Here is a 21,597-nt window from a genome sequence, read left to right as displayed (position 1 = left end):
TACTGAGTCCTCACTTTTGGAGCAAAAAATGAATAAGAAATTACTAGTAGTCGCGATTTCAGCCATGCTGGGTTTAGCCGCATGCGGTAGTGATGGCGATAACGGTACGGCAGGAACGCCGGGTAGCAATGGATCAAATGGGTCTAACGGTAGCAACGGTAAAGACTGGACTGCTGTGAATCAGTGGTATGTCGATGCCCAAGCTCGCGTGACCAAAGCTGAAGGTTTAACCGTGAACAATGATGTTGGCGCCGCGAAAAACGTGATCCTGTTTGTGGGTGACGGTATGGGTGTATCAACCATTACCGCCGCACGTATTTTAGAAGGCCAGCTCAAAGGCAAAACGGGTGAAGAAAACTCGTTATCTTTCGAAACTTTGCCTTATGTGGGTCTTTCTAAAACCTATAACGTCGACGGCCAAACGCCGGATTCTGCAGGTACTATGTCGGCGATGATGACAGGTGTCAAAACCGACGTGGGCGTGATTTCACAGGCCGAAGGCGTAGTACGTGCTAACTGTGCTTCGACTAAAGATCAAAATCTGGTGACGTCACTCGAGCTTGCCGCAATGGCGGGAATGGCAACGGGTGTGGTGACAACGACTCGTTTAACCCATGCAACACCTGCGGCGGCCTATGCCCATGCGCCAGAACGTGATTGGGAGGCCGATTCAAACTTGCCAGCTGAAGCTGTGACTAATGGCTGTAAAGATATCGCCGCGCAAATGCTCGACTTTAACTACGGCAGCGGTCTTAACGTGATGTTGGGTGGTGGTCGCCGTAGCTTTATTCCTAAGACGACCGTAGATCCAGAGGGTAAAGCCGGTAAGCGTAACGATGGTCGCGACCTTACAACCGAGTGGATGAACAAATACACTAACGCCGCTTACGTGCAAGACAGAGACGGTTTCCTCAATGTGGATGTAGCAAGCACAGATCATTTGCTTGGCCTATTCAACTCATCGCACATGGAATACGACTACGACCGCACCGAAGCGGGCGTGACTGGTGAGCCATCACTGGCAGAAATGACAGCTAAGTCGATTGATATTCTGAAGAAAAACTCAAAAGGCTTCGTGCTGATCGTTGAAGCTGGCCGTATCGACCATGCTCACCATGCGGGTAACGCGGCGCGTGCGCTGTATGACACAGTGGCATTGTCTGAAGCGGTACGCGTGGCGATGGAAAAAACCTCGGCAAACGATACCTTGTTAATGGTTACCGCGGATCACAGCCATGTGTTCACCATCGCAGGTTATCCAACCCGTGGTAACCCTATCCTAGGTTTAGTGAAGTCGAACGACGCCAACGGCGTTGCTGAAGTGACTAACTCTACCGATGCTAACGGTTTGCCATATACCACAGTCGGTTACGCTAACGGCATGGGCTATGCGTCATTAGCAACAGGTGGCGATGAGCGTTACAACTTCCCAGTGGATTCAGGGCGTAAGGACTTGAACTTTGTTGATACCCAAAGTGCAGGATTCCACCAAGAAGCCCTAGTGCCATTAAGCGATGAAACCCATGCTGGGGAAGACGTGGCGATTTTCGCCCGCGGCCCAAGTTCGGATCTTATCCAAGGTACGGTTGAGCAGAACCACATTTTCCACGTGATGAACCGCGCGGCAAATTTAGTGGCTAAAGCTGAAGCGGCTGCGGTTAAGTAAGACTTGCTTAGTCTCTGCATCGTGAAGTAAGAAATAGTGAAGTCAGAAATAGTGCACTAAGAAATAGTGAAGTAAGACATAGTGCAGTAATAGCTAAGTAAAAGCAGTGCCTATGGATGGCATACGTCATCCATAGGCCTTTAGCCTAACGATTTAACATCCCAAAGCGTTTACAAAAGCTTAAGTGTTTACCCTGTTCAGTAAGTGAGAAGTCTAATGAAAAACTGTCTATTGGCTCTAATGTTATCCAGCTTAGTTTTGCCAAATGCTGCTATGGCAGCGCAAGAGGCTCAGTGTCCAACGCTACAAGCCGAGCATTTAAAGGCTCAATATCAAGTGACCAATGGCAAGGGCCAGCAATGGCAAATGACCCTCATCCGTAATGGACAAGACTTTATTATTCAGCGTGATGGATCAACATTTGAACAATGGTCGAACAATGGCGAGTACGTGCGTTATTTTCCCGCTGAAAAACGTTCTGTGACTTACCTCAAAGGTGACTTGCGCGCACTCAACATTCAGCACGATCGCGACCAGTTGTACCATGTAGTATCGCCCGCACTGCCGACCCACATGACCAAGACACAAGCTAAGCAAGAGGCGTGTTTTGCGACTCAAGGCTTTGAAGGTAAGGTTAACGGCTTGGAGAGTGAGCTGGTATGGATTGATGCCATCGGCCTGCCCGCTGAGTTTATCTTAGGTCAATCTCAACCGAATCTAGCCTACAAGCTGGTGGGCGTTGAGCCATTTGCTAGCGATGCGTTTGTGGTATTAACCCAAGATTATCAAGATATTGATTTTGCCGATGTCGGCGACAGTGAGTCCGATCCTTTTATCGCTAAGATGATCAACCAAGGCTTTATCGAGCATGGCAGCAGCGGTTTTTACAACAGCGAAGGCCAAGCGATTGAAGCCCAAGGCGGACACGGCAGTCATTCGCATTAATCGATTTAATCGATATTAAGTGTAAGTGATACTGACGAGTCTAGCGATTAACTTAAGCATCACCTTATTTATAAGCGCCCACAGAGTTGGGCGTTTTTGTTTTTCTTCAGCACGAATCTATGCGCACATTCCATCAAACCATATGGCTGCAATAATTTACTATTCCCGCGCTGACAATGAAGGCTAGAATGAACCTCAGTGGATTTGAGTTTCCCCAGTTTTTATGCTGATTTATAGGTAATAGCCGCGAGCGATGAGCACAGCAACACCGATTGAAAACATTAACTATTGGCGTCATCCCAGCTTATCAGGCATAGAACTGAGTCAGGCGGAATTCACGCATTTCAGCTTTGATAAACATGTGCATCTGGATTACCACTTAGGTGTGGTCACCCAAGGTGCGCAGCAGTTTGTGAATAAGGGCAGCCGTTACCAACTCGGTCAGCACAGTCTATCGACCTTAAATCCCGACGAAACCCACGATGGCCAGAGCCGCGATGCCGACGGTTATCGGGTGAAAGTCATGTCTATCCCCGTTGAATATATGAATGAAGTCAGCCAAGAACTGGGGTTGAAGGAACACTTCTTCAGCGCGCCTATGGTGGATGACCCAACGCTTTATCAATATTTTATTCAGCTACACGAGCTATTGATCCAAGGCCAATGCAGTGCGCTCGCGGGCGAGTCCCACTTACTGAACTTTATTCATCTGCTGCTGGAGCGTTACCCAAGCGGCGTGTCATCTGGCATATCTAAACCGAATCAACAGCTGGGGTTATCTAAGTTACAGGTGAGCTTAGTCAAGCAGCGAATTCACGATGAGCCTTGGCATAATACTCAGCTGGAAACCTTAGCCAATGAAGTGAGCTTAAGTAAGTTTCAGTTTTTACGGCAATTTAAACAGGCAACAGGGATGACACCCCATGCGTATCTCAAGCGGGTGCGTTTAGAGTTGGCGAAAAAATCCTTAAGCCATGGCGCTTTAGTGGCGGATGTGGCGCAGCAATTTGGATTTTTCGATCAGAGCCATTTAAATAAAGCCTTTAAGCAGGCATTCCTATTATCGCCGGTGCAATTTCAGCGGCGCATGCTCTAGTTTTTCCGTCTTTCGACGACTGCCGATTCGAATAAAACAGAATCGTGCAATTTATTACAATTCAGCCCGGCGACAAATGGCCATACTGGCCGCCTCAGTTATCGTTTTTTACTTTTTCTTGCGGAGCCGCATCTCTATGGATTTATCTTTATTACTCACCTTGGCCGTGATCCACACGGTTGCCTTGATCAGCCCCGGACCCGATTTCGCTATTATGGTGAAGATTGCCACTCAGCAACCTAGAGGCACGGCAATTGCCGCCGCCGTGGGGATTTCAATGGCCATTTTAGCCCACACGATTTTGAGCCTAACTGGCGTGAGTCTACTCATTAAGAGTTCGCACACTCTGTATTTATTGGTGCAAATCGTGGGCGCGTCTTACCTCGCTTGGATGGGGTTTGGTGCCCTGCGTGCAGGCCTTGCGATACTGGCTAAACGTAAAGTGAGTGCCAGTACAAATGCTGGGACAAAGGTTGATGCTCTTTCTGCTGACGTTGAAGGCGCGGCGTCTATTGCTGGTGGCTTAGGTGGCGCTATGTCGCGCAGGCAAGGCTTTTTGACTGGACTTTATACTAATTTATTGAATCCCAAAGCATTGGTGTTTTTCTTAACCCTGTTTTCGGCCTTGATTACTCCAAGCGTTACCACAAGCACTAAAATCGCTGCCGCTATCTTGTTGTTATCGCTGTCGCTAGCATGGTTTGGCTTTGTGGCTGTGATGTTATCTAAGGCGCAGGTGCAACTTAAATTGCAGCGACTGACACCGATTATCGATGCAATTATTGGTGTTATCTTTATGTCGGTCGCGCTGGCGATTTACGCTAACCTGTTGCTGACGGTTTAGTCAGGCATTGCGTCAATCAGCTTAGGTTTTTGTCCTGTGTACTTATGTTATTCTTGGCTTCGGGTCTCAGCAGAGACGTTTAGATATAAGGGATAAAGATGTCACTCGCCTCACCATTAAAGGCAATAAAAACCGCTATTTTCGGCCAAGCTAAATTGATGCAAATCCTATGTTATGCCGCCTTGATATTCGGTGCTATGGGGTTAAGTAGCACAGTGAATGCGGCCGACGAGGCATTACCAAAGGAATATATTCCTCTGGTGCAAGGGCTTATCGATGCGGCCAAAGCGAATGATCCAGAAGCCATTGCTAAGCGTGTGGCTTACCCACTTAAACGTGAATATCCTATCCCCGCGATTCAAAATACCCAGGAAATGATCGCACGTTTCGATCAGGTTTTTGATCCTAACCTGCTTGAGCAGATCGCCCATTCTAAGATTGAAGCCGATTGGCAGACGATGGGCTGGCGCGGCATTATGCTCGGTAGCGGTGTTGTGTGGCTGGACTTTGATGGCAAGATCATCGCCATTAACTATCAAACACCGGTAGAGGCAAAACTGAAGGCAGAGCTTATTGCTAAGCAACAAACGGGATTACATGCGAGCGTGAGAGAGTTCGTGAGCCCTGAATTAACTTGGGAAACCGCTAAGTTTACTATTCGTGTCGATAATATGGGCAACAACCAATATCGTTATGCCGCTTGGGCAAAGGGTAAGTCATTGAGCGAAAAGCCAGATTTAGTGCTGAACAAGGGTAAACTCGTACTCGACGGTAGCGGTGGAAATCATTCATTCCAATTTCGCAGCGGCCCATACCAGTATCACTGTTATGTCACCGTCTTAGGCACCAGTGATAGCCCTCCAGGCGAGCTAGTGGTGTATAAAAATGACCAAGAAATACTAAAACAAGCCGTCATCAAAGCAGACTAGTTTCGTTTCCCTATCCCTATAGTGAGATGTAAAGCAGTGACCTAGGTTGATAGGCGCTGCTTTAATCATCCATGTTTTAGAAAGTCACTGTTGTAACAATGCTAATCCTCTCTAACCTTCTAGCTGTTCCTTCAGCTAAAAACTACTGTCCCAAAGCAAGATAATTGTATCGTCAGATGTGCAGCATTTATTGTCATAGTTTCCCCCGTGACTCGCCATAAACTCATCCCTGAGGGCTCGACGGCTGCATCCATGCCGCCAACGGTCACTGTTGCAACAATGCCAATCTTAACTAACCCTATCGCTGTTCGTGCAGCTAAAAAAGCTATTGCCCCCAAAGTGTGTTTCGCAGTTCAAAAGGGGAATAGGCCAAGTAAAGCTTTACCTATAGATAAGTTGATGGTTCGACTTAGAAGTCATGTATCCCATCTTTTCGTAGTTTGAATGTTTTAATCAAAATCAAAGTCGTGGGGCTTCACCCCACACCCGACCAAGGAGGACTGCTCGTCCTATCCTCCTTGGATGCTCCAAGACGCCCCCAACGGAGTTGAAAGCCCCTTGTGCTCATTGACAAATTTGCTATCGCTTCCGAAGGATGCGTCCCTGCACCTGCGAAAGCTACCTCGCCATCCATGGCGAGACTCACGCAATTTGTCAATTCGCCCAGCGGCAACTCCGAGGGGAGGTGTATTCCTTGGAGTTTTGAGTCGTTAGATAGCTATTCATCAGCAAAAAAATAAGCGTAAAAGAACGAGAAAGGTAAAACGATATCAAGTGATTACCTATCAAACTGTATAAAAAACCGCTACCGCAAAAAAGCAAATTCCTATAGCATTATTTATACCAATTGACATGGATGTGGCAGCGGCCATATTTGAGATTTAGTAAACAAGCGATTTATGCCCTGCAAACAGCGCAGCGCATAAATACTAAGACGTTAAGGCCCTAATGAGAAATTTCCGTAATCTGTCTAAAAATGAAAATGAAGAACTTTCTAGAAAGTTTTCATTTCTGTTGAAGTACAACGAAGATTGTACCGCAGAGGATTTTAGCTGTGCAGCGGTAACAGTATTTGATCATTGGCTATATGAAACTGACTCTTTAAGTATTATTGCTGATGCAACTGATGATCAGATAAGTGCTTGGAACGGAATCATCAAAAGGTTTTTGACCCAGCTTGTTGAGTTGGAAAAACCGCTTAAATATAAGTACATTGGCCGAAATTTTAAGCAAAAGTTGCAGTTTTCGCGTTTTGTTGGCAGCGATGACTTAGGCTTATATGTTTCAAACCTGTTTGATGCTGTTTATACAACCAATTTAGTATTTGTGCGCTTAGGTGTTGAACTTTGGTTCGAGGACAACTGGACAATTCACTTTAAATATAAAAATTAGAAGGATTGTTTGGAAATGTTCGAGTTGATCGCTAGTCTAGGGCTGTATATTTTACCAGCCTATTCAGCAGATCATCTAAATAATTACGAGACTCTGTCAGCATATTTGCGTAGCCAGGGCCTGAACAAGTTACTTCATCGGACTGCTATCGCAGCCGTTGAGTAAAGCGTACTAAGCCGCTGCGCGGAGCTTAACTGCGATTTAGTGGAATGATTAAGCCTGCTCGAATCAGCTAGACTTAAAAAAGATACGATGGAACACAACCATGACAAAGGATTATCAATGAAATACGCACAAACCACGCAATATTATTTGCTCAAAACAGCTCTGCAGCTCAGACCTTACCTCAAAAAAATAAATTCCTATAGCATCATTTATACCAATTGACATGGATGTGGCCGTGGCCATATTTGAGATTTAGTAAACAAGCGATTTATGCCCTGCAAACAGCGCAGCGCATAAATACTAAGACGTTATGTTACCAAATGGAATTGCATGAAGTATCTAAAATTAATCATAATGAAGCCACTTGAGGGCTACCTACATTTAACAGCTTGGCTTATATTCGCTTGGTTGTATTTCCAAATAATTCTTTCGGCAACAGCATTATTTTGCATTCCCAGTTTATTTAGCTTTTATTTTTTCGAATTCAATACGGCATTGAACATTGTGTACAGAGCATCAGGTCTCGGTTTTATTGTGGGTATTTGGTGGGCTGAAAATATTCGAAAAACACATGGTATTATCACTTTTCACGCATATTTGCTCTCAACGCCTGAAATTGAAGGTTGGAGAGATAGATACGGTAACGTAATCAAGAAGCGGTAATATACAAGCTGTTCGACAGGGAGAAATACTGTTTGGCTTTTATCTCTACGTTCCAAAATTATAGCTAAACACCATTTGCCTGTTAGCAGGATGTTCGTCCATAGAAATATTTATCCGAAGTCCACTGATTCGAGTAAAAAACTAACTCACTTTTGTCTAAATGTGAGTTATAACCGTCTGTGGAAATGGCTGTTTATGCGGCATTGCTTAGTCGCGTTTTAATGCTCTTTTTTATGGATAAACTCCTGCTCAAACTGTGTTGCGGTGATGGGTTTACCGTAGAGGTAGCCTTGGCCTAAGTCGCATTCCTCGTGGCGAATAAAGGCGTCTTGTTCTAGGGTTTCCACGCCTTCGGCGATCACGGCTAAGTTCAGTTTCTTGCCTATGGCTATAATCGCTTTAGTGAGTTCCCTATCTTGTTCGTTTTCTTCTAGTTTACTGATAAAGCAGCGATCGATTTTTAAGGTATCGAAAGAATATTTTTGTAGGTAACTTAGGGATGAATAGCCTGTACCAAAGTCATCTAGCGAGATGCGGATCCCGAGTTCCTGCAGCTTTTGGATGGCGTTGTGGGCGATATGCTCGTCCTGCATCAACATGCCTTCGGTGATTTCAAGCTCTAGGGCGGTCGGTGGCAATTGATAGAGGGTGAGTAAGTCAGCTATGTGCTCGCTAAAACGGGGATTGCGCATTTGCAAAGGGGAGATGTTGATGGCGATTTTAAACTCTTGGTCTAGCTCGCGACACCATTTAGCCGCCTGAGCTAGGGCGGTATGCAATACAAAATTGCCAATATCAATAATCTGGCCATTACGTTCAGCCAAGGCGATAAATCTGTCTGGGGCGACATTACCAAGAATGGGATTGTACCAGCGCAGCAGGGCTTCGGCACCTATCACTTTTTGAGTTTTTAAGTTAATAAAGGGTTGGTAATGAAGGCTTAACTCGTTTTTGTTCAATGCATCGACTAAGTGAGATTCCAGTTGATAGCGTAGGTTTAAAGCCGCTTGAGTATCTTGATTAAAGAAGCTGTGAGTTGAGCCATCGGCTTTGCTTATCGTCATCGCCGCCCCGGCTTTTTGCAGCAGAATGGCGGCATCTATGCCATCGATGGGCGCTTGAGCTATACCTATGCTCGATGGAATAGTGATCACAAAATCCGCCACGCCAAAGGGGGTATTACAGCAGTTAAGTACTTTATTGATGAGTCTATTGGTTTCGTTATTCGAAAGTTTATGGGCTTGAATAATCACAAATTCGGCGCCAGCAATACGGGCTATGAAGGTGTTTTCATCGGCATAGTGTTGTAAACGGTGGCTGAGAATAGTGAGAATTTTATCGCCAATCAAATAGCCATAGCTGTCGTTGATGGATTTGAAATTACGTAGCCCCAGATAGAGTACTGAAATCTTTTCCTTGCGATCCACTTCTTCTAGCATGGTCGAGAGGCTATTAATCAAATTGATACGATTGGGTAATCCCGTCAGTGGATCATAGCTTTTGTGGTATTCCAGTGAGGTTTCGGTGGAGGTCCGATTTTCGATTTCTTTGATGAGCTTGCTACTGAGTTCGGCGAGTTCATGGGTGCGCTGTTGCACTTTTTGCTCTAACTCTTGATTGTGCAGTTGCAGCTTAGCCTGTTGATAGAGGGTGACTAGGTTGGCTTCGATACCATTTTGAAAACGAGCGAGTAAGCTGCGAAACGGTTGGCTGTAATTATGCTCTTTGTTATCGAGCATGCAGATAGTGCCAAAGGCGCTGTTATCGGGCCAACGTAAAGGCAAGCCACAGTAGGCAATCATGCCGAGTTTAATATCCGGATTTTTATCCCAGTTTTTATCTTTTAGGGCATTAGGAATGTGGAGTTCCTTGCCTGCTTTAATCACAGTCTCGCAGTAAAGTCCGTGGCCTAAACTGTCTTTGTCGTGTTTTTTATAGGGATTCCCCTGAGTGCGGCTCGAGGTAAACACTTCTATATCGGTTTGATGGACACGCATGATCAATGCGGCAGGAGTGTCGACCAATTCAGAGAGCAAATCTAAGGTTTGTTGCCAGTTATCAACCATGACTTGGGGAACCACGATTTTGTCTGTGTCGATAGCAATGTCGGCGAATAAACGATCTTTTTGAGACTGATTAATGGCGAAATTGTATGGCATGAATGCTCAGTCCTAGAGGCGCGATATTATTTATAAACTATAGTCTTTTTACTCATGTTGTGAGTTTTTTTGCAGAAATTTACTTGTATTGAGATGTAAGTTTTTTGTTAGCAATCGTACGATTGTGTTTCTTAAGTTTTAGATAAGAATTCAGCGCTACGCTAACAAAAGATATTCTAGTCAGTGGATTTATGCGTGGGTAACTATTTGAAAGATTATGTTAGGATGACATTTATCGATTTTGCCAAAGGGCATCTAATCGCGCCACTATTAGTGTTTGCGGCGATCATCATTGGGCTTGAATGGACTCATGCTGATATGAAAGTGGCGACCTTGTTATTTCATTGGCAGGGTGGCGTTGACTCTTGGCCATTAAGAGGCCATTGGCTGACCGAAAATGTATTGCACGTTGCTGGGCATAACTTTGTTATCTTGCTGGCGGTGAGCGTTGTAGTCGGCATTGCCTTTAGTTTTCGAAGTGACAGGGTTAAGCCGTACCGCAAAGGATTGATTTATCTATTTTGTAGCGTATTGGCCAGTGTGTTGCTGGTACGCATTGGCAAGAGCGTTACTCACATGACTTGCCCCTGGGATGTGATTGAGTTTGGCGGCCATATGCTGCATTCATCCCTGTTTGCCCGTTTACCCCAAGGCACTGAATTTGGTCAATGTTTCCCTGGCGGCCATGCAAGCGGCGGGTTTGCCTGGGTTGCCTTATATTACGTGCTGCGTGAGTATCGTCCGCATTTAGCTAAGTTTGGTTTGATTTTTGGGGTGGGTTTGGGACTCGTGTTTGGTGTCGGCCAAGAGTTACGAGGCGCCCATTTTTTGAGCCATGACTTATGGAGTTTAGCCATAGCATGGACGTCGGCGAGCCTACTTTACTATGGTTTTTTCCTGCGTCCAGCGGGGTTAAAAAAAGCTAAATTTGCCGATGTTAGCCAAAGGGTAAACGTTAAATCCACTGCTGGATTGCCGCAAAAATAGCGGACTATGGAACTGCCTAATTTATACCACTAATCTATATCACTAATTTATGCTATTAATTTAAAGCTACTAACCTATGTGATTAACCTAAGCACTGAGTTCAATTGGGCTCAGTGTTTTTTTATGGCTTAAAATCTGAATTCGAAACGCATATCGGGTCTGCGTAGGCGAGATCTTTCATCTAACAATTGGTTCTTCTCATTGAGTAGGCTGTTTTTCTGTTTTAATAAGTCGGCCTTATCGGTGAGATTATTGATCTTGCCATCAAGACTGCTTATTTCTCTATCAATGGCATTTAAGCGATCGGCTATTTCAGCTAAGCGTTTGTTAGTTAGATATTGTTGATGGCCCTGATTATAACGTTCAACGAAGGCGTTATTGCTGCAAACTCCATAGTAGCTTTCTCCCGCTAAGCCAACGCGATAGCCATTTTCGGGAAGACAGTAACTGGCTAACCCTTGCTGGTATCCTTGTTTCCACTGTGCGGTATCGACGCTGAGATTAAATTCTCGGCAATCTTTTTGATATTGATTCAATTGCCCTGCGCTCGTCCCACGGTTGCCATCGGCCAGTCCTAGGGCAAACCAATCACTATTGGCGCATTCTTCAATCGATAAGCTGCTGCATTGAGTGAGCGATAGGACCGAAAGGGCGAGGAAAAGGCTTGGATAATGCATGGACAAGTTCTCTATATGTTGTGGCGTTTAGGATAAAGGCTCTTCTGGGGGAGATCTAGTTTTATATACCGCCGATGATTCTGTCTTAGATGCGCTTTTTTGGGCAAAATCCATCACAGTTTAACGGATGGATGCATGATAACCGGCTGATATTATGTTAGTTTGCGATTAACACTTTCATGTCTGCTTTGGGGTTAGCTATGATTTCACCCGTTTCATCGGCGCATTCTGCTTCATTACCGACGGCCAAATCGGTTCATCAACCCAGCGAGATTGCAGAGCCAAATGGACTCAAATCCTTTACCTATGGCGCTTTAGGCTTGGCTGCTCCCAAAGCTGAGTTCAGTTCCGATGTTGCTGCGACGAGCAAACCACAATTGCCTGCTCCCGATGATGCCGCCCCTGATGACACTCGCGATTCGAACGATACTTATTATAGCGCTGGGCAAATATTGAAAGCAGCAGCGACCGTGGGAAGTGTGATTGCCTTATTTGTGTGAGTTAATTTTTTACGTAAACCTAGCTCGGATATCTATTTGAGCGGTCTTGAATTTGAATGTTAGCAGCAGGATAGTGGCTGTGGTTTTACCTCTTGCTTTGTATAGGTTGGCGGAAAAGAATATTCTTTTAGTTTAAGCTTCATTTCCAGTCTCTTTCTTTGCCAAAGTCCTCAGTAAATCTGGTATTGTGTTTAACACGCAAGTGCATTAGTTTTTACTTAAAATTCGTTTAATAATCCTGAACTATATTCATCAACCTTCCGCTGGAGACCGCTTTTGTATGAAGATTTGCCCGCAGTATTCCATATCATGCCTAAGTAAGGTATAAGGGCGCTATGAAAACTCCGAAACGAATCCAACCCCTGGTTGATGAAGGACTGGTCGATGAGGTCATTAGCCAGTTAATGAGCGGTAAAGAAGCGACTGTGTACGTTGTACGCAGTGGTGATGATATCCGCTGTGCCAAAGTCTATAAAGAAGCGGACAAGCGCAGTTTTAAGCAAGCTGTGTTGTATCAAGAAGGCCGAAAAGTCCGCAATAGCCGTCGTGCGCGTGCGATGGAAAAAGGGTCTAAATTTGGCCGCGATCAGCAGGAAGAAGCTTGGCAAAATGCCGAGGTTGAAGCGCTTTATCGTTTAGCAAATGCAGGTGTGCGTGTACCAACACCCTATGGTTGTTTCGATGGCGTGTTGCTGATGGAGTTAGTGACGGATGCTGATGGACATGTGGCGCCGAGATTAAACGATGTCAGTATGTCGGCAGAAAAAGCCCTGAAAGATCATGCGTTGGTGATGACCTATGTCAAACGTATGCTTTGTGCTGGGTTAGTGCACGGTGACTTGTCTGAGTTTAACGTGCTAGTCGATAGCGAAGGGCCTGTGATTATTGACTTGCCTCAAGCTGTCGATGCCGCTGCGAATAACCATGCCAAATGGATGTTAGCGCGTGATGTGAATAATATGACCCAATACTATGGCCTGTATGCTCCTGAGCTGTTAAAAACACAATATGCCAAAGAGATTTGGGCCCTGTTTGAAGCGGGTGAGTTAAAACCTGAAACACCATTAACGGGTGAGTTTACTGAAGTATTGGTCGAAGCCGATGTCAGTGCCGTGTTAGAGGAAATTCAAGCGGCCTTTGAAGAGGCGCAAGAGCGTAAACAAAGGATCCAAGAGGCAAACGAAGAAGACTATTAATCGTCAGTCATTGTTTTCGCCCATAAAAAAGACGCTCAAAGTAGCGTCTTTTTTATGCTAAAAATTAAGTGTCACTATTATTCTTATTGTTGATTTTATTATTGTTATTTAATTTTTGGCGTTAGCCAATCCTTGGCTTAATCCCCAATAGAAGCTGGGGCCATCCTTGTTGCTACAAACAAGCTAGCAATCATAGAACTGTGAATAAAATGACAAGACCAGAGAGAGAAATATGTTCATGACTTGGGGGAGCACAATTCACATATTTGATCTTGGGGGAGATAACTCCCTCCCCAGTCTTGCCGAAACTTTTGCATTGTCCCTATTCGTTTGTTGCTGTTAATACTCTTTCCCAATCTTCGTTGGGTCTATCAATTTGGACGACAAGGCCGGACTAAAAAGGGCGCTGTTATTATTGTTGTTAGCACATCTTTTACATCGTTAGCGTTATCAGCAGGGCGATATGCAATCTCGTCCGGCCTTGTCTATTCGGGCACATTTAGTTTGTTGTACAGGCATTAATTGCCATGCAGCGCTTAACCTATGGTGCGTAGCTCGTTATTGAGCTGTTTAATTCTTTTCTGCAGTTGGGCAATCTCGCTCATTAATGCGCATTCTCTTTGCTGGGGTTGTAGATCGCTTTCCCGAACCCATTGGTAGACTGCCTTGGCAGATAGACCGTATTGACGTGCAACATCCGACAGTAAGCGACCTTGCACTTTAACCTCGGTGATAACATGGAGCTTGAGACTATTTTCTGAGATTCCCATGAGCGTTCCCTCTTTTACTTACTGCTTTTTAACTAAAATATGACCGTTTGTGTTGCCTGTTATTGAGGATATTGACGCTGTTCTAAATCCCACTGACTCAGGCCTAGGTGGCGCAGACAGATCCATTCGTGGCGACATAGTGCGATAAAGTTCATGACTGTTTTCATACTTCCTCCTTCATGACCCTAAATACTCGAGTGCATTTTCTGTCTCGATAGGTCCATTTAATTTGGATTAATCCTGTTGAAGTCGACTTGAATTTTCGGCGATTTCTACCGCGTCTGACTGTCTATTCACTTAGTAGTATGTAAAATTCGTGCCAATATTCTAATTTTTATTTTATTCTTTAAAATCATTGTGTTGTATATTCGATTAAAACGGTTTGATTTTTTAGTGCTGCCAAAAACAGTGCAAGACGCACTATTTCGGTGCCATCGGTTTGATATGGAACAGGGCTGTCTAAGGCACGATTGCAACCCGAAATCTGTATCTTTGCTGACTACAATCTGGATTAGCAGAATTGAATATGGATAAAGGATTGTCTCGAGCGCAATTACTTATATACTGCCTGCCTTGTGGCAATCCCTAGGTCATTCGTATTACCTAGTGTGAAGTGATATTTCTTGCCCTTTGAGCGGTATTCACAGTCATCAATCATATAAAGAGGTTATAAATGATGAAGTGTTTTCAGGCAGCGCAATCTAAACCATCCCTGTTAGCCATAGTGGTATTAACGACCGCGTTTGTTGCATCGGGTTGTACAACAATCAATCCTTATTCAAACGAAGAGCAAACCGCTAAAGCGACCAGTGGCGCATTGATTGGCGCTGTTGCAGGGGCTGCCATTGGCGTCGTCTCTTCGAGTAAAAGCGACCGTGGTAAAGGTGCGTTAATTGGTGCGGCATCGGGCGCTGCAGTCGGTGGTGGTATTGGTTATTACATGGATGTGCAAGAGACCAAATTACGCCAACAACTCGCTTCAACTGGCGTGAGTGTAACCCGTAGCGGTGATAACATCATTTTGAACATGCCTAATGAAGTCACCTTCGGCGTAGATCAAACCGAGTTAAGTGACGGCGCTAAACGCGTGTTGAACTCAGTGGCGCTTGTGGCCAAGGAATACAGCAAAACGCAGCTTAACGTATTAGGTTATACCGACAGCAGTGGCTCAGACTCGTACAATTTACGTCTGTCACAAGTGCGTGCGGGCGAAGTGGGTAATTACTTGATGAGCAAAGGCGTCGCCTCTGCCCGTGTAAAATCAAAAGGCATGGGTGAAGCGAGTCCAATTGCATCGAATGCCAATGCCAATGGCCGCGCCCAAAACCGCCGTGTTGAGATTGTATTAACGCCGACGGGTCAGTAGTTCAGCATTATCCGTTTTACAAAAGTCGCCTGAGGGCGACTTTTTTGTGTCCGTGTTTGGGATATTTAGCCATGAGTGCCTCGCGGATTTTAGCTAGACAATTTGTCCTTGCTAACCTGTGTTATGGGTGATCTACACCACAATCACATCACAGCGGTTTGCCTTGGGATGAGTTCAGCTTGATCCCTTTATCGATTTCACGTTCTGTATGGGGATAAGTCACCAGAATGACTTTTAGCGCCCAGAGGAGAATATGATTATGATAAGCAAACACCTGTTAGTCGCCTTGAGTTTAAGCCCTGTCATCATGGTGGCTGCTGTACAAGGAATGCCGATGAAAGCCGAAGTGACCACGGGCGCTGCGCCGATAGAATTGCGCGCCGCAGGCAGCTTAAAGGCTGCAATGAAGGATATTATTGCCGCTTATCAAGCCGAGTCGCACACGAGTGTTGCTGCGCAATATGCACCCTCAGGTTTATTGTTGAAACGCATTCAAGAGGGCGAGAAAGTCGATATTTTTGCTTCGGCCAACATGAAACATCCGCAGGCGTTAGTGGATGCGGGTCAGGGTAAAGCAGTGCAAATGTTTGCCCGTAATCAACTCTGCGCGGTTGCCCAAGATAATGTCCAGGTGACGAGCGCAACGCTACTCGATACCTTGTTAGATCCTAAGGTCAAAGTTGGCACTTCAACCCCGAAAGCCGATCCGGCGGGGGATTATGCCTGGGCCGTTTTTGCTAAGGCAGAAGCGGTAAAACCCAATGCGAAAGCCGCGTTAGAGACCAAGGCATTGCAACTGACGGGAGGCCCTGAGAGTGCTAAACCGCCTAAAGATCGCAATCCTTATGGCTGGGTGATGGAAAACAAGCAAGCGGATATCTTTTTAACCTATTGCACTAATGCTGTGCTGGCTAAAAAAGAAGTGCCTAGTTTACAAATCATCGACTTACCGCAGGAGCTCGCCGTGGGTGCCGACTATGGTTTATTGGTTTTGCAGGACGCCAATGCTGCCGCAATGCCGTTAGCTGAGTTTATTTTATCGGCAAAAGGCCAAGCGATTCTGAGTCGTTATGGTTTTCAACCTCCGGCAAAATAGCCTTGTTTAGTTTTCCAGCGAGATAAAAAACGGCATCCTTTTTGGTGCCGTTTTTGTTATCAACTAAAACTGTAAAAGCGTTAAAGAATTAGTGCGTTAGTGCATCAGGTAGAGCGTGGCTAATCCGAGGAAGGCGAACAGACCAACCACGTCAGTGACTGTGGTGAGCACCATGCCGCCCGCGAGGGCGGGATCGATTTTAAGGCGTTTTAAAATCAATGGAATACTCGCACCTGCAAGACCTGCCACTGTCATGTTGATCAGCATGGCGCTACCAATTAAGCCCGCCAGTGCCATATCATCCTTCCACAGCAACACGGCGATAAAGACTAAAATTGACCACATCAAGCCATTGAGAAAACCAATCGATAGCTCTTTACCGATAAGCCAGCGGGCGTTGCTTTGGCCGATATGGCCTAAAGCAATACCACGGATCACGAGCGCTAAGGTTTGATTACCGGCCACACCGCCCATGCTAGGGACAATTGTCATCAAGATAGCGATGGTAGCAAATTGCTCGATAGTGCCTTCAAACATATTGCTGACCGAGGAGGCGAGTAGCGCGGCGAACAAGTTAATCGTGAGCCAGAGTGAGCGACGTAGGGTACTTTTTAGCACTGGGCCAAAAGTATCCTCGTCATCGTCCATCCCCGCCATCCCCATCATGGAGTGTTCGGCGTCTTCGCGGATAACATCGACCACGTCATCGATTGTGATCCGTCCTAGCAGCTTGCCATCGCCGTCAACGACGGGAGCAGATACCCAGTCATTACGTTCGAATTTCTGCGCCACTTCGCTGTCGGACATGCTCACAGGAATACTTTGGATATCGGGGTCCATGATGTGGCGAATTGTGGTGCTTGGCGCGCAGGTCAGCAGATCTGCCAGCCTGACACCGCCGAGCACTTTGTCCTGTTTATCGACCACATATAAGGTATCTGTGGTGTCTGGCAGGTTACCCCTTTGGCGAAGATAGCGCAGCACCACATCGATATTCACATCGGGTCTTAAGGTGACGGTATCTGTGTTCATCAAGCTGCCGGCGGTCTCATCGGGATAGGATAAGGCCTGTTCTACCCGCTGGCGGTTTTGTTCCGTCATCGACTGCAGCACTTGCTTGTAAACGGCATCGGGAAGACTACGCAGAATATAGGCTAGATCGTCGGTGTCCATGCTCGCCGTTGCCTTCGCAACCCGCTCAGGACTCATGCTGCGGATCAGCGGATCTTTAAGTTCTTCACTCAACTCATCGAGTATGTCGCCTATTTGTTCCTGATCGATAAGCTGCCACAGCACTTGTCTGGCGCTGGGTGGTGAGGATTCTAAGATCAGCGCGATATCAGATGCGGCCATTTTTTGCAGCATGTTACGTACGTGCACAAACATGCCACTACTAAGCGCTTTGTTTAACTGGTCTAGACTATGTCCGGTGTGATCGTTTTCTGAATTATCTACGGGCATTTGTCCTCCATAGTTGTCCGCCACTGTGCGGCAAATTGGTTCGAGAGTACGCTGCTTGGCGCAGGGCTGAGACTAGGCGGTTAAGACTAAGGTGAGTCGGCGGCAATACTCGCTAGTGTAATCGCCTATGGTTCGTGCCGTCGAGCGACAAATGTGTCGCCAAGCTTTTGAAACGAGATGTGAACTGCACAAATACGCAGTGCTAAGTGTGATGTGTACTAATCTGAGTGCCTGTTTGAAACACTGAATATGAAATGAAACTAACAGGCTTCGTCAAACTTAGCGTCGATTAAGGCACAAATGGCATCCAGAGCGGGCTCAGCATCTGGGCCTTCGGCGATAAGTTTAATGGTTTTACCCATGCCAGTCTCAAGCATCAATAAGCCGAGTACGCTGGCGGCGGATGCCTGTTTATCACCTTGTATCAAGGTGATGCTTGCATCAAACTCGGATGCCAGTACCACGAGCTTTGTGGCGGCACGGGCATGTAATCCCAGTTTGTTACAGATGGTGATCTGACGTTCAAGCTTTGGCATTATTCAGCTCTCGATGGCGGGCATAAACCTTATGTTTACCGTTACTAAAGCGTTTAGCCAATTGCTCTGCGACGTAAACCGATCTGTGTTGCCCACCCGTGCAGCCAATCGCCACAGTCAAATAACTGCGATTGTTGCGTTCGAGGTGCGGCAGCCAAGTTTCTAGCAAATTCTCGATTTGCCAGATGAACTTATTGACCAGTGGTTGGCGATTTAAGAACTCAGCTACTGGCTCATCTAAGCCAGTTAATGGACGCAGCGCCAGTTCCCAGTGTGGGTTAGGCAGGAAGCGCACATCAAACATAAAGTCGGCTTCGGTGGGCATACCGTGCTTAAAGCCAAAGGACTCAAAGTTGATCACTAATTCTTTATCGACACTGCCGAGCAGAATTTGTCTCACTTGATCGCTTAAATCATAGATATTCAGGTTCGACGTATCTATGTAGTGATCGACCAGTTTTGACATAGGCTCGAGCAGTTTCCCTTCCCGTTTTATTGCTTCTTGTAAAGAGACTTGGCTCTTTGACAAAGGATGCAAACGGCGAGTCTCGCTGTAACGCTTAAGCAGAATTTTATCGCTAGAATTGAGGAAGAAGCTCGTTAACTCAGTATCAGGAGGTAGGCTCGCGAGTTGTTTAACTAGAACCTTGTCCTGCTCTGGCATGTTACGCACGTCGACACTGATGGCGACGAGATCGTTACTGCCTTTGAGTTGCTCAAGCAAAGTGCCGATTAAGGGCAAGGGAAGGTTATCGACACAGTAATAGCCGAGATCTTCGAGTACCCTTAGGGCGACAGATTTACCTGAGCCTGAGCGGCCCGACACTATGACCAGTTTCATCCAGTGATTACCTGATAGAGTTCCGTTTCATCATGCGTCTTGCGTAATTGTTTTAATATTTGCTTGTCGCTCAGCTTTTCGGCCATGCAAGACAAGGTACTTAAGTGTTGCTGACATTGGTCAGCAGGCACTAGTAGTGCAAATAAAATATCAACAGGTTGCTTATCGATAGCATCGAATGCTATCGGCTCTTCACACTTAATGAGTATGGCAATGGGCTGATCTATATCGGTTAATCGACCATGTGGAATGGCGATGCCGTTCCCTATACCTGTGCTCCCCATCTTTTCGCGCGCCACTAGGCTTTCGAATATCTCTTGAGATGAGAGGGTCGGGTACTGGGCAGCGACTAAGTCGCTGATGAGTTCCAGTACCTTTTTCTTGCTGCCCGGAGTGGCGCAGGTAGTGCACTCCGGCCGCAGTATGGTACAAAGTTCCATTATTAGTGTTTTGTTAACTTCTCTTTGTGTTTAATAACCTGACGATCAAGCTTGTCAATCAGGGCGTCTATAGCGGCATACATGTCAGCATGCTCTGAAGTTGCAAAAACTTCACCACCGATAAGATTTATTCTCGCTTCGGCAATCTGTTGCATTTTCTCGACATTGAGCACAACGTGCACATTATTGATCTGTTCGAAATGGCGTTCAAGTTTTGAAAACTTTTCTTCTACATATGCGCGTAACGATTCGGTAATTTCGACATGGTGTCCACTCAGGTTTATTTGCATAGAAACGTCCTCCGATATCCACTGTAGGTTATAAACTTTTACGCTGATTAGAAGGCGGAATGAGCATAGCCTCTCGGTACTTCGCAATGGTTCTGCGGGCTACGTTGATCCCTTGTTCTGCCAGAAGTTGTGCCATCTTACTGTCGCTTAATGGTTTTTTCTGGTTTTCCGCTGCAACCAGTTTCTTAATGAAGGCTCTGATTGCTGTGGATGAGCACTCCCCACCATCGTCAGTTCCGACGTGGCTAGAGAAGAAGTATTTTAGTTCAAAAAGTCCCTTAGGGGTATGCATGTATTTTTGGGTGGTCACCCGTGAGATGGTGGACTCATGCATTTCTACCGCTTCGGCAATATCGTTAAGCACCATAGGTTTCATGGCTTCTTCACCGTATTCGAAGAAACCTTGCTGATATTGCACTATGCAATTCGCAACTTTAAGTAAAGTGTCATTACGGCTTTCTAGGCTTTTGATAAACCATTTAGCCTCTTGCAGATGGCCACGAATAAATTGGCTATCGGCTTGGTTTTTAGTACTGCGCGCCATCGATGCATAGTGTTGATTTACATTGATTTTTGGCATGCAGTCTGGATTAAGCTCAACGACCCAGCGGCCATTCTTCTTCGACACAGACACATCTGGGATGACGTATTCGTCATCGTTGGGCGTAATCAATAAACCTGGGCGGGGATTGAGGGTTTGGATAAGCGCGATGCCGTCCCTTAACTCATCCTCTTTTAATTTAGTCTTACGCATCAACAATCTAAAATCGCGGGCGGCGATCAGATCTAAATGATCTTTGATCAACATGCGGGCATTTTCGAGGTGTGGAGTGTCAGCGGCGAAATGCGACAGTTGGATCAGCAGGCACTCGCTTAAATCGCGGGCGGCCACACCAATGGGATCAAAATGTTGAATGCGCTTGAGTACGGCTTCAACTTCGTCAAGCTCAACTTCAGGATTACCCATAGCTTCGAGGATTTCATCAGTGCTTTGGGTGAGATAGCCTTGATCGTCGATGGCATCAATAATGGCGGTAGCAATGGCTAAATCGGTTTCAGAAAACGGCGTGAGGTTTTTTTGCCATTCTAAGTGCTCATACAAGCCTTCACTGGTCTCACCTTGGAAGGGCATATCATCTTCACGACTGCCACCGGGGCCAGAATTAGGGGAGGCGGTGAACACTTCATCCCAGGTGGTGTCCATGGGGAGTTCGTCGGGCATGGATTCTTTGGTTAAGGACTCTGCCGTGTCTATGGTGGAGCTGTCTTTCTCAGGCGGCAGAGTGCTCGATTCACTGAAATCCGTATCGGAAAGCGTTTGGTTTACAGGGTCTTTAGTGGCGTCGAATTGATCCTCTTCCAGCTCGAGAAGGGGATTAGAATCTAAGGCTTGCTGGATCTCTTGCTGCAGTTCTAATGACGACAGTTGCAACAGACGAATGGCCTGTTGTAATTGTGGCGTCATGGTTAACTGTTGACCCAGTTTGAGCTGGAGTGACGCTTTCATGTTACCGCTGATCCCTACGTTATTATTGTTGGATGAGGTCGCTTGTTATCATCTTGAGTGGAGCCCAATGC

At 46.0% G+C, this 21,597-nt stretch carries 21 protein-coding genes; 11 read left to right on the top strand and 10 right to left on the bottom strand.

All coding sequences use genetic code 11. From position 1 onward, the window contains the following. Nucleotides 1–28: 28 nt before the first annotated feature. The 6 genes from K5Q99_RS06875 to K5Q99_RS06850 all read left to right on the top strand — a co-directional run bounded on the left by K5Q99_RS06875 (nt 29) and on the right by K5Q99_RS06850 (nt 6,872). The gene (locus K5Q99_RS06875; RefSeq protein ID WP_220776430.1) at nt 29–1,666 is read left to right on the top strand and encodes an alkaline phosphatase; all 1,638 of its coding nucleotides are present in this window, start codon (nt 29–31) and stop codon (nt 1,664–1,666) included. 216 nt (nt 1,667–1,882) lie between these two features. Next, nucleotides 1,883–2,611, top strand: coding sequence for a hypothetical protein (locus tag K5Q99_RS06870; protein ID WP_220776429.1), 729 nt, complete (start codon nt 1,883–1,885; stop codon nt 2,609–2,611). Between the two features lie 253 nt (nt 2,612–2,864). Next, nucleotides 2,865–3,707, top strand: coding sequence for an AraC family transcriptional regulator (locus K5Q99_RS06865; protein WP_107946525.1), 843 nt, complete (start codon nt 2,865–2,867; stop codon nt 3,705–3,707). 136 nt (nt 3,708–3,843) lie between these two features. Then, the gene (locus K5Q99_RS06860) at nt 3,844–4,551 is read left to right on the top strand and encodes a LysE family transporter (protein ID WP_220776428.1); all 708 of its coding nucleotides are present in this window, start codon (nt 3,844–3,846) and stop codon (nt 4,549–4,551) included. Nucleotides 4,552–4,649: 98 nt separating this feature from the next. Continuing rightward, entirely contained in the window at nt 4,650–5,480 is an 831-nt protein-coding gene (locus K5Q99_RS06855) for a hypothetical protein (protein WP_220776427.1), read from the top strand. Between the two features lie 948 nt (nt 5,481–6,428). After that, nucleotides 6,429–6,872: a hypothetical protein gene (locus tag K5Q99_RS06850; RefSeq protein ID WP_246604408.1), complete on the top strand. Its 444-nt coding sequence runs from the start codon at nt 6,429–6,431 to the stop codon at nt 6,870–6,872. Nucleotides 6,873–7,918: 1,046 nt separating this feature from the next. On the opposite strand, the gene K5Q99_RS06845 is transcribed toward K5Q99_RS06850, so the two are convergent. Next, on the bottom strand, nt 7,919–9,859 hold the full coding sequence (locus K5Q99_RS06845; protein WP_220776426.1) for a putative bifunctional diguanylate cyclase/phosphodiesterase: 1,941 nt from the start codon (nt 9,857–9,859) through the stop codon (nt 7,919–7,921). 225 nt (nt 9,860–10,084) lie between these two features. Here K5Q99_RS06845 and K5Q99_RS06840 point away from each other — a divergent pair, with 225 nt between their 5' ends. Further along, entirely contained in the window at nt 10,085–10,846 is a 762-nt protein-coding gene (locus K5Q99_RS06840; protein WP_220776425.1) for a phosphatase PAP2 family protein, read from the top strand. Between the two features lie 128 nt (nt 10,847–10,974). On the opposite strand, the gene K5Q99_RS06835 is transcribed toward K5Q99_RS06840, so the two are convergent. Continuing rightward, entirely contained in the window at nt 10,975–11,523 is a 549-nt protein-coding gene (locus tag K5Q99_RS06835) for a DUF2799 domain-containing protein (RefSeq protein ID WP_220776424.1), read from the bottom strand. Between the two features lie 179 nt (nt 11,524–11,702). Here K5Q99_RS06835 and K5Q99_RS06830 point away from each other — a divergent pair, with 179 nt between their 5' ends. Together K5Q99_RS06830 and K5Q99_RS06825 are read left to right on the top strand one after the other, a co-directional pair. Further along, a complete protein-coding gene (locus K5Q99_RS06830) occupies nt 11,703–12,023 on the top strand; it encodes a hypothetical protein (RefSeq protein WP_220776423.1) in 321 nt (106 codons plus the stop codon). 335 nt (nt 12,024–12,358) lie between these two features. Next, nucleotides 12,359–13,219, top strand: coding sequence for a PA4780 family RIO1-like protein kinase (locus K5Q99_RS06825; protein ID WP_106649407.1), 861 nt, complete (start codon nt 12,359–12,361; stop codon nt 13,217–13,219). Between the two features lie 536 nt (nt 13,220–13,755). On the opposite strand, the gene K5Q99_RS06820 is transcribed toward K5Q99_RS06825, so the two are convergent. Beyond that, complete coding sequence (locus K5Q99_RS06820) at nt 13,756–13,989, bottom strand: transposase (protein WP_107946534.1); 234 nt, start codon at nt 13,987–13,989, stop codon at nt 13,756–13,758. A gap of 676 nt (nt 13,990–14,665) precedes the next feature. On the opposite strand from K5Q99_RS06820, the gene K5Q99_RS06815 reads away from it, so the two are divergent. Next, nucleotides 14,666–15,355 carry a YiaD family glycine zipper/OmpA-like lipoprotein gene (locus K5Q99_RS06815; protein ID WP_373317028.1) on the top strand — a complete coding sequence of 230 codons (690 nt, stop codon included), beginning with the start codon at nt 14,666–14,668 and terminating at the stop codon, nt 15,353–15,355. Between the two features lie 148 nt (nt 15,356–15,503). On the opposite strand, the gene K5Q99_RS22710 is transcribed toward K5Q99_RS06815, so the two are convergent. Continuing rightward, the gene (locus tag K5Q99_RS22710) at nt 15,504–15,629 is read right to left on the bottom strand and encodes a hypothetical protein (protein ID WP_259399979.1); all 126 of its coding nucleotides are present in this window, start codon (nt 15,627–15,629) and stop codon (nt 15,504–15,506) included. On the opposite strand from K5Q99_RS22710, the gene K5Q99_RS06810 reads away from it, so the two are divergent. Beyond that, nucleotides 15,615–16,451 carry a molybdate ABC transporter substrate-binding protein gene (locus tag K5Q99_RS06810; protein WP_220776421.1) on the top strand — a complete coding sequence of 279 codons (837 nt, stop codon included), beginning with the start codon at nt 15,615–15,617 and terminating at the stop codon, nt 16,449–16,451. The two genes, K5Q99_RS22710 and K5Q99_RS06810, sit on opposite strands and share 15 nt — an antisense overlap. A 96-nt stretch (nt 16,452–16,547) precedes the next feature. Here K5Q99_RS06810 and mgtE read toward each other — a convergent pair whose 3' ends face one another. The 6 genes from mgtE to K5Q99_RS06780 form a co-directional block, all read right to left on the bottom strand. Then, the gene (gene mgtE / locus K5Q99_RS06805; protein ID WP_220776420.1) at nt 16,548–17,912 is read right to left on the bottom strand and encodes a magnesium transporter; all 1,365 of its coding nucleotides are present in this window, start codon (nt 17,910–17,912) and stop codon (nt 16,548–16,550) included. Nucleotides 17,913–18,172: 260 nt separating this feature from the next. Continuing rightward, entirely contained in the window at nt 18,173–18,448 is a 276-nt protein-coding gene (locus tag K5Q99_RS06800; protein WP_106649412.1) for an HPr family phosphocarrier protein, read from the bottom strand. Beyond that, a complete protein-coding gene (gene rapZ / locus K5Q99_RS06795) occupies nt 18,435–19,289 on the bottom strand; it encodes an RNase adapter RapZ (RefSeq protein WP_106649413.1) in 855 nt (284 codons plus the stop codon). Before rapZ ends, K5Q99_RS06800 begins: the two co-directional genes overlap by 14 nt. Continuing rightward, entirely contained in the window at nt 19,286–19,729 is a 444-nt protein-coding gene (gene ptsN / locus K5Q99_RS06790; protein WP_220591971.1) for a PTS IIA-like nitrogen regulatory protein PtsN, read from the bottom strand. The genes rapZ and ptsN overlap by 4 nt, the downstream gene beginning before the upstream one ends. Nucleotides 19,730–19,731: 2 nt before the next feature. After that, nucleotides 19,732–20,019 (bottom strand): ribosome hibernation promoting factor, encoded by a 288-nt coding sequence (gene hpf / locus K5Q99_RS06785; protein WP_006083070.1) that lies wholly within the window; start codon nt 20,017–20,019, stop codon nt 19,732–19,734. 28 nt (nt 20,020–20,047) lie between these two features. Further along, complete coding sequence (locus K5Q99_RS06780; RefSeq protein ID WP_107946536.1) at nt 20,048–21,526, bottom strand: RNA polymerase factor sigma-54; 1,479 nt, start codon at nt 21,524–21,526, stop codon at nt 20,048–20,050. Nucleotides 21,527–21,597 lie beyond the last annotated feature (71 nt).

The sequence above is a fragment of the Shewanella hafniensis genome (assembly GCF_019655335.1).
In the GTDB taxonomy this organism is placed as follows: domain Bacteria; phylum Pseudomonadota; class Gammaproteobacteria; order Enterobacterales; family Shewanellaceae; genus Shewanella; species Shewanella hafniensis.
This window is presented reverse-complemented; position numbering and strand designations above follow the sequence as displayed.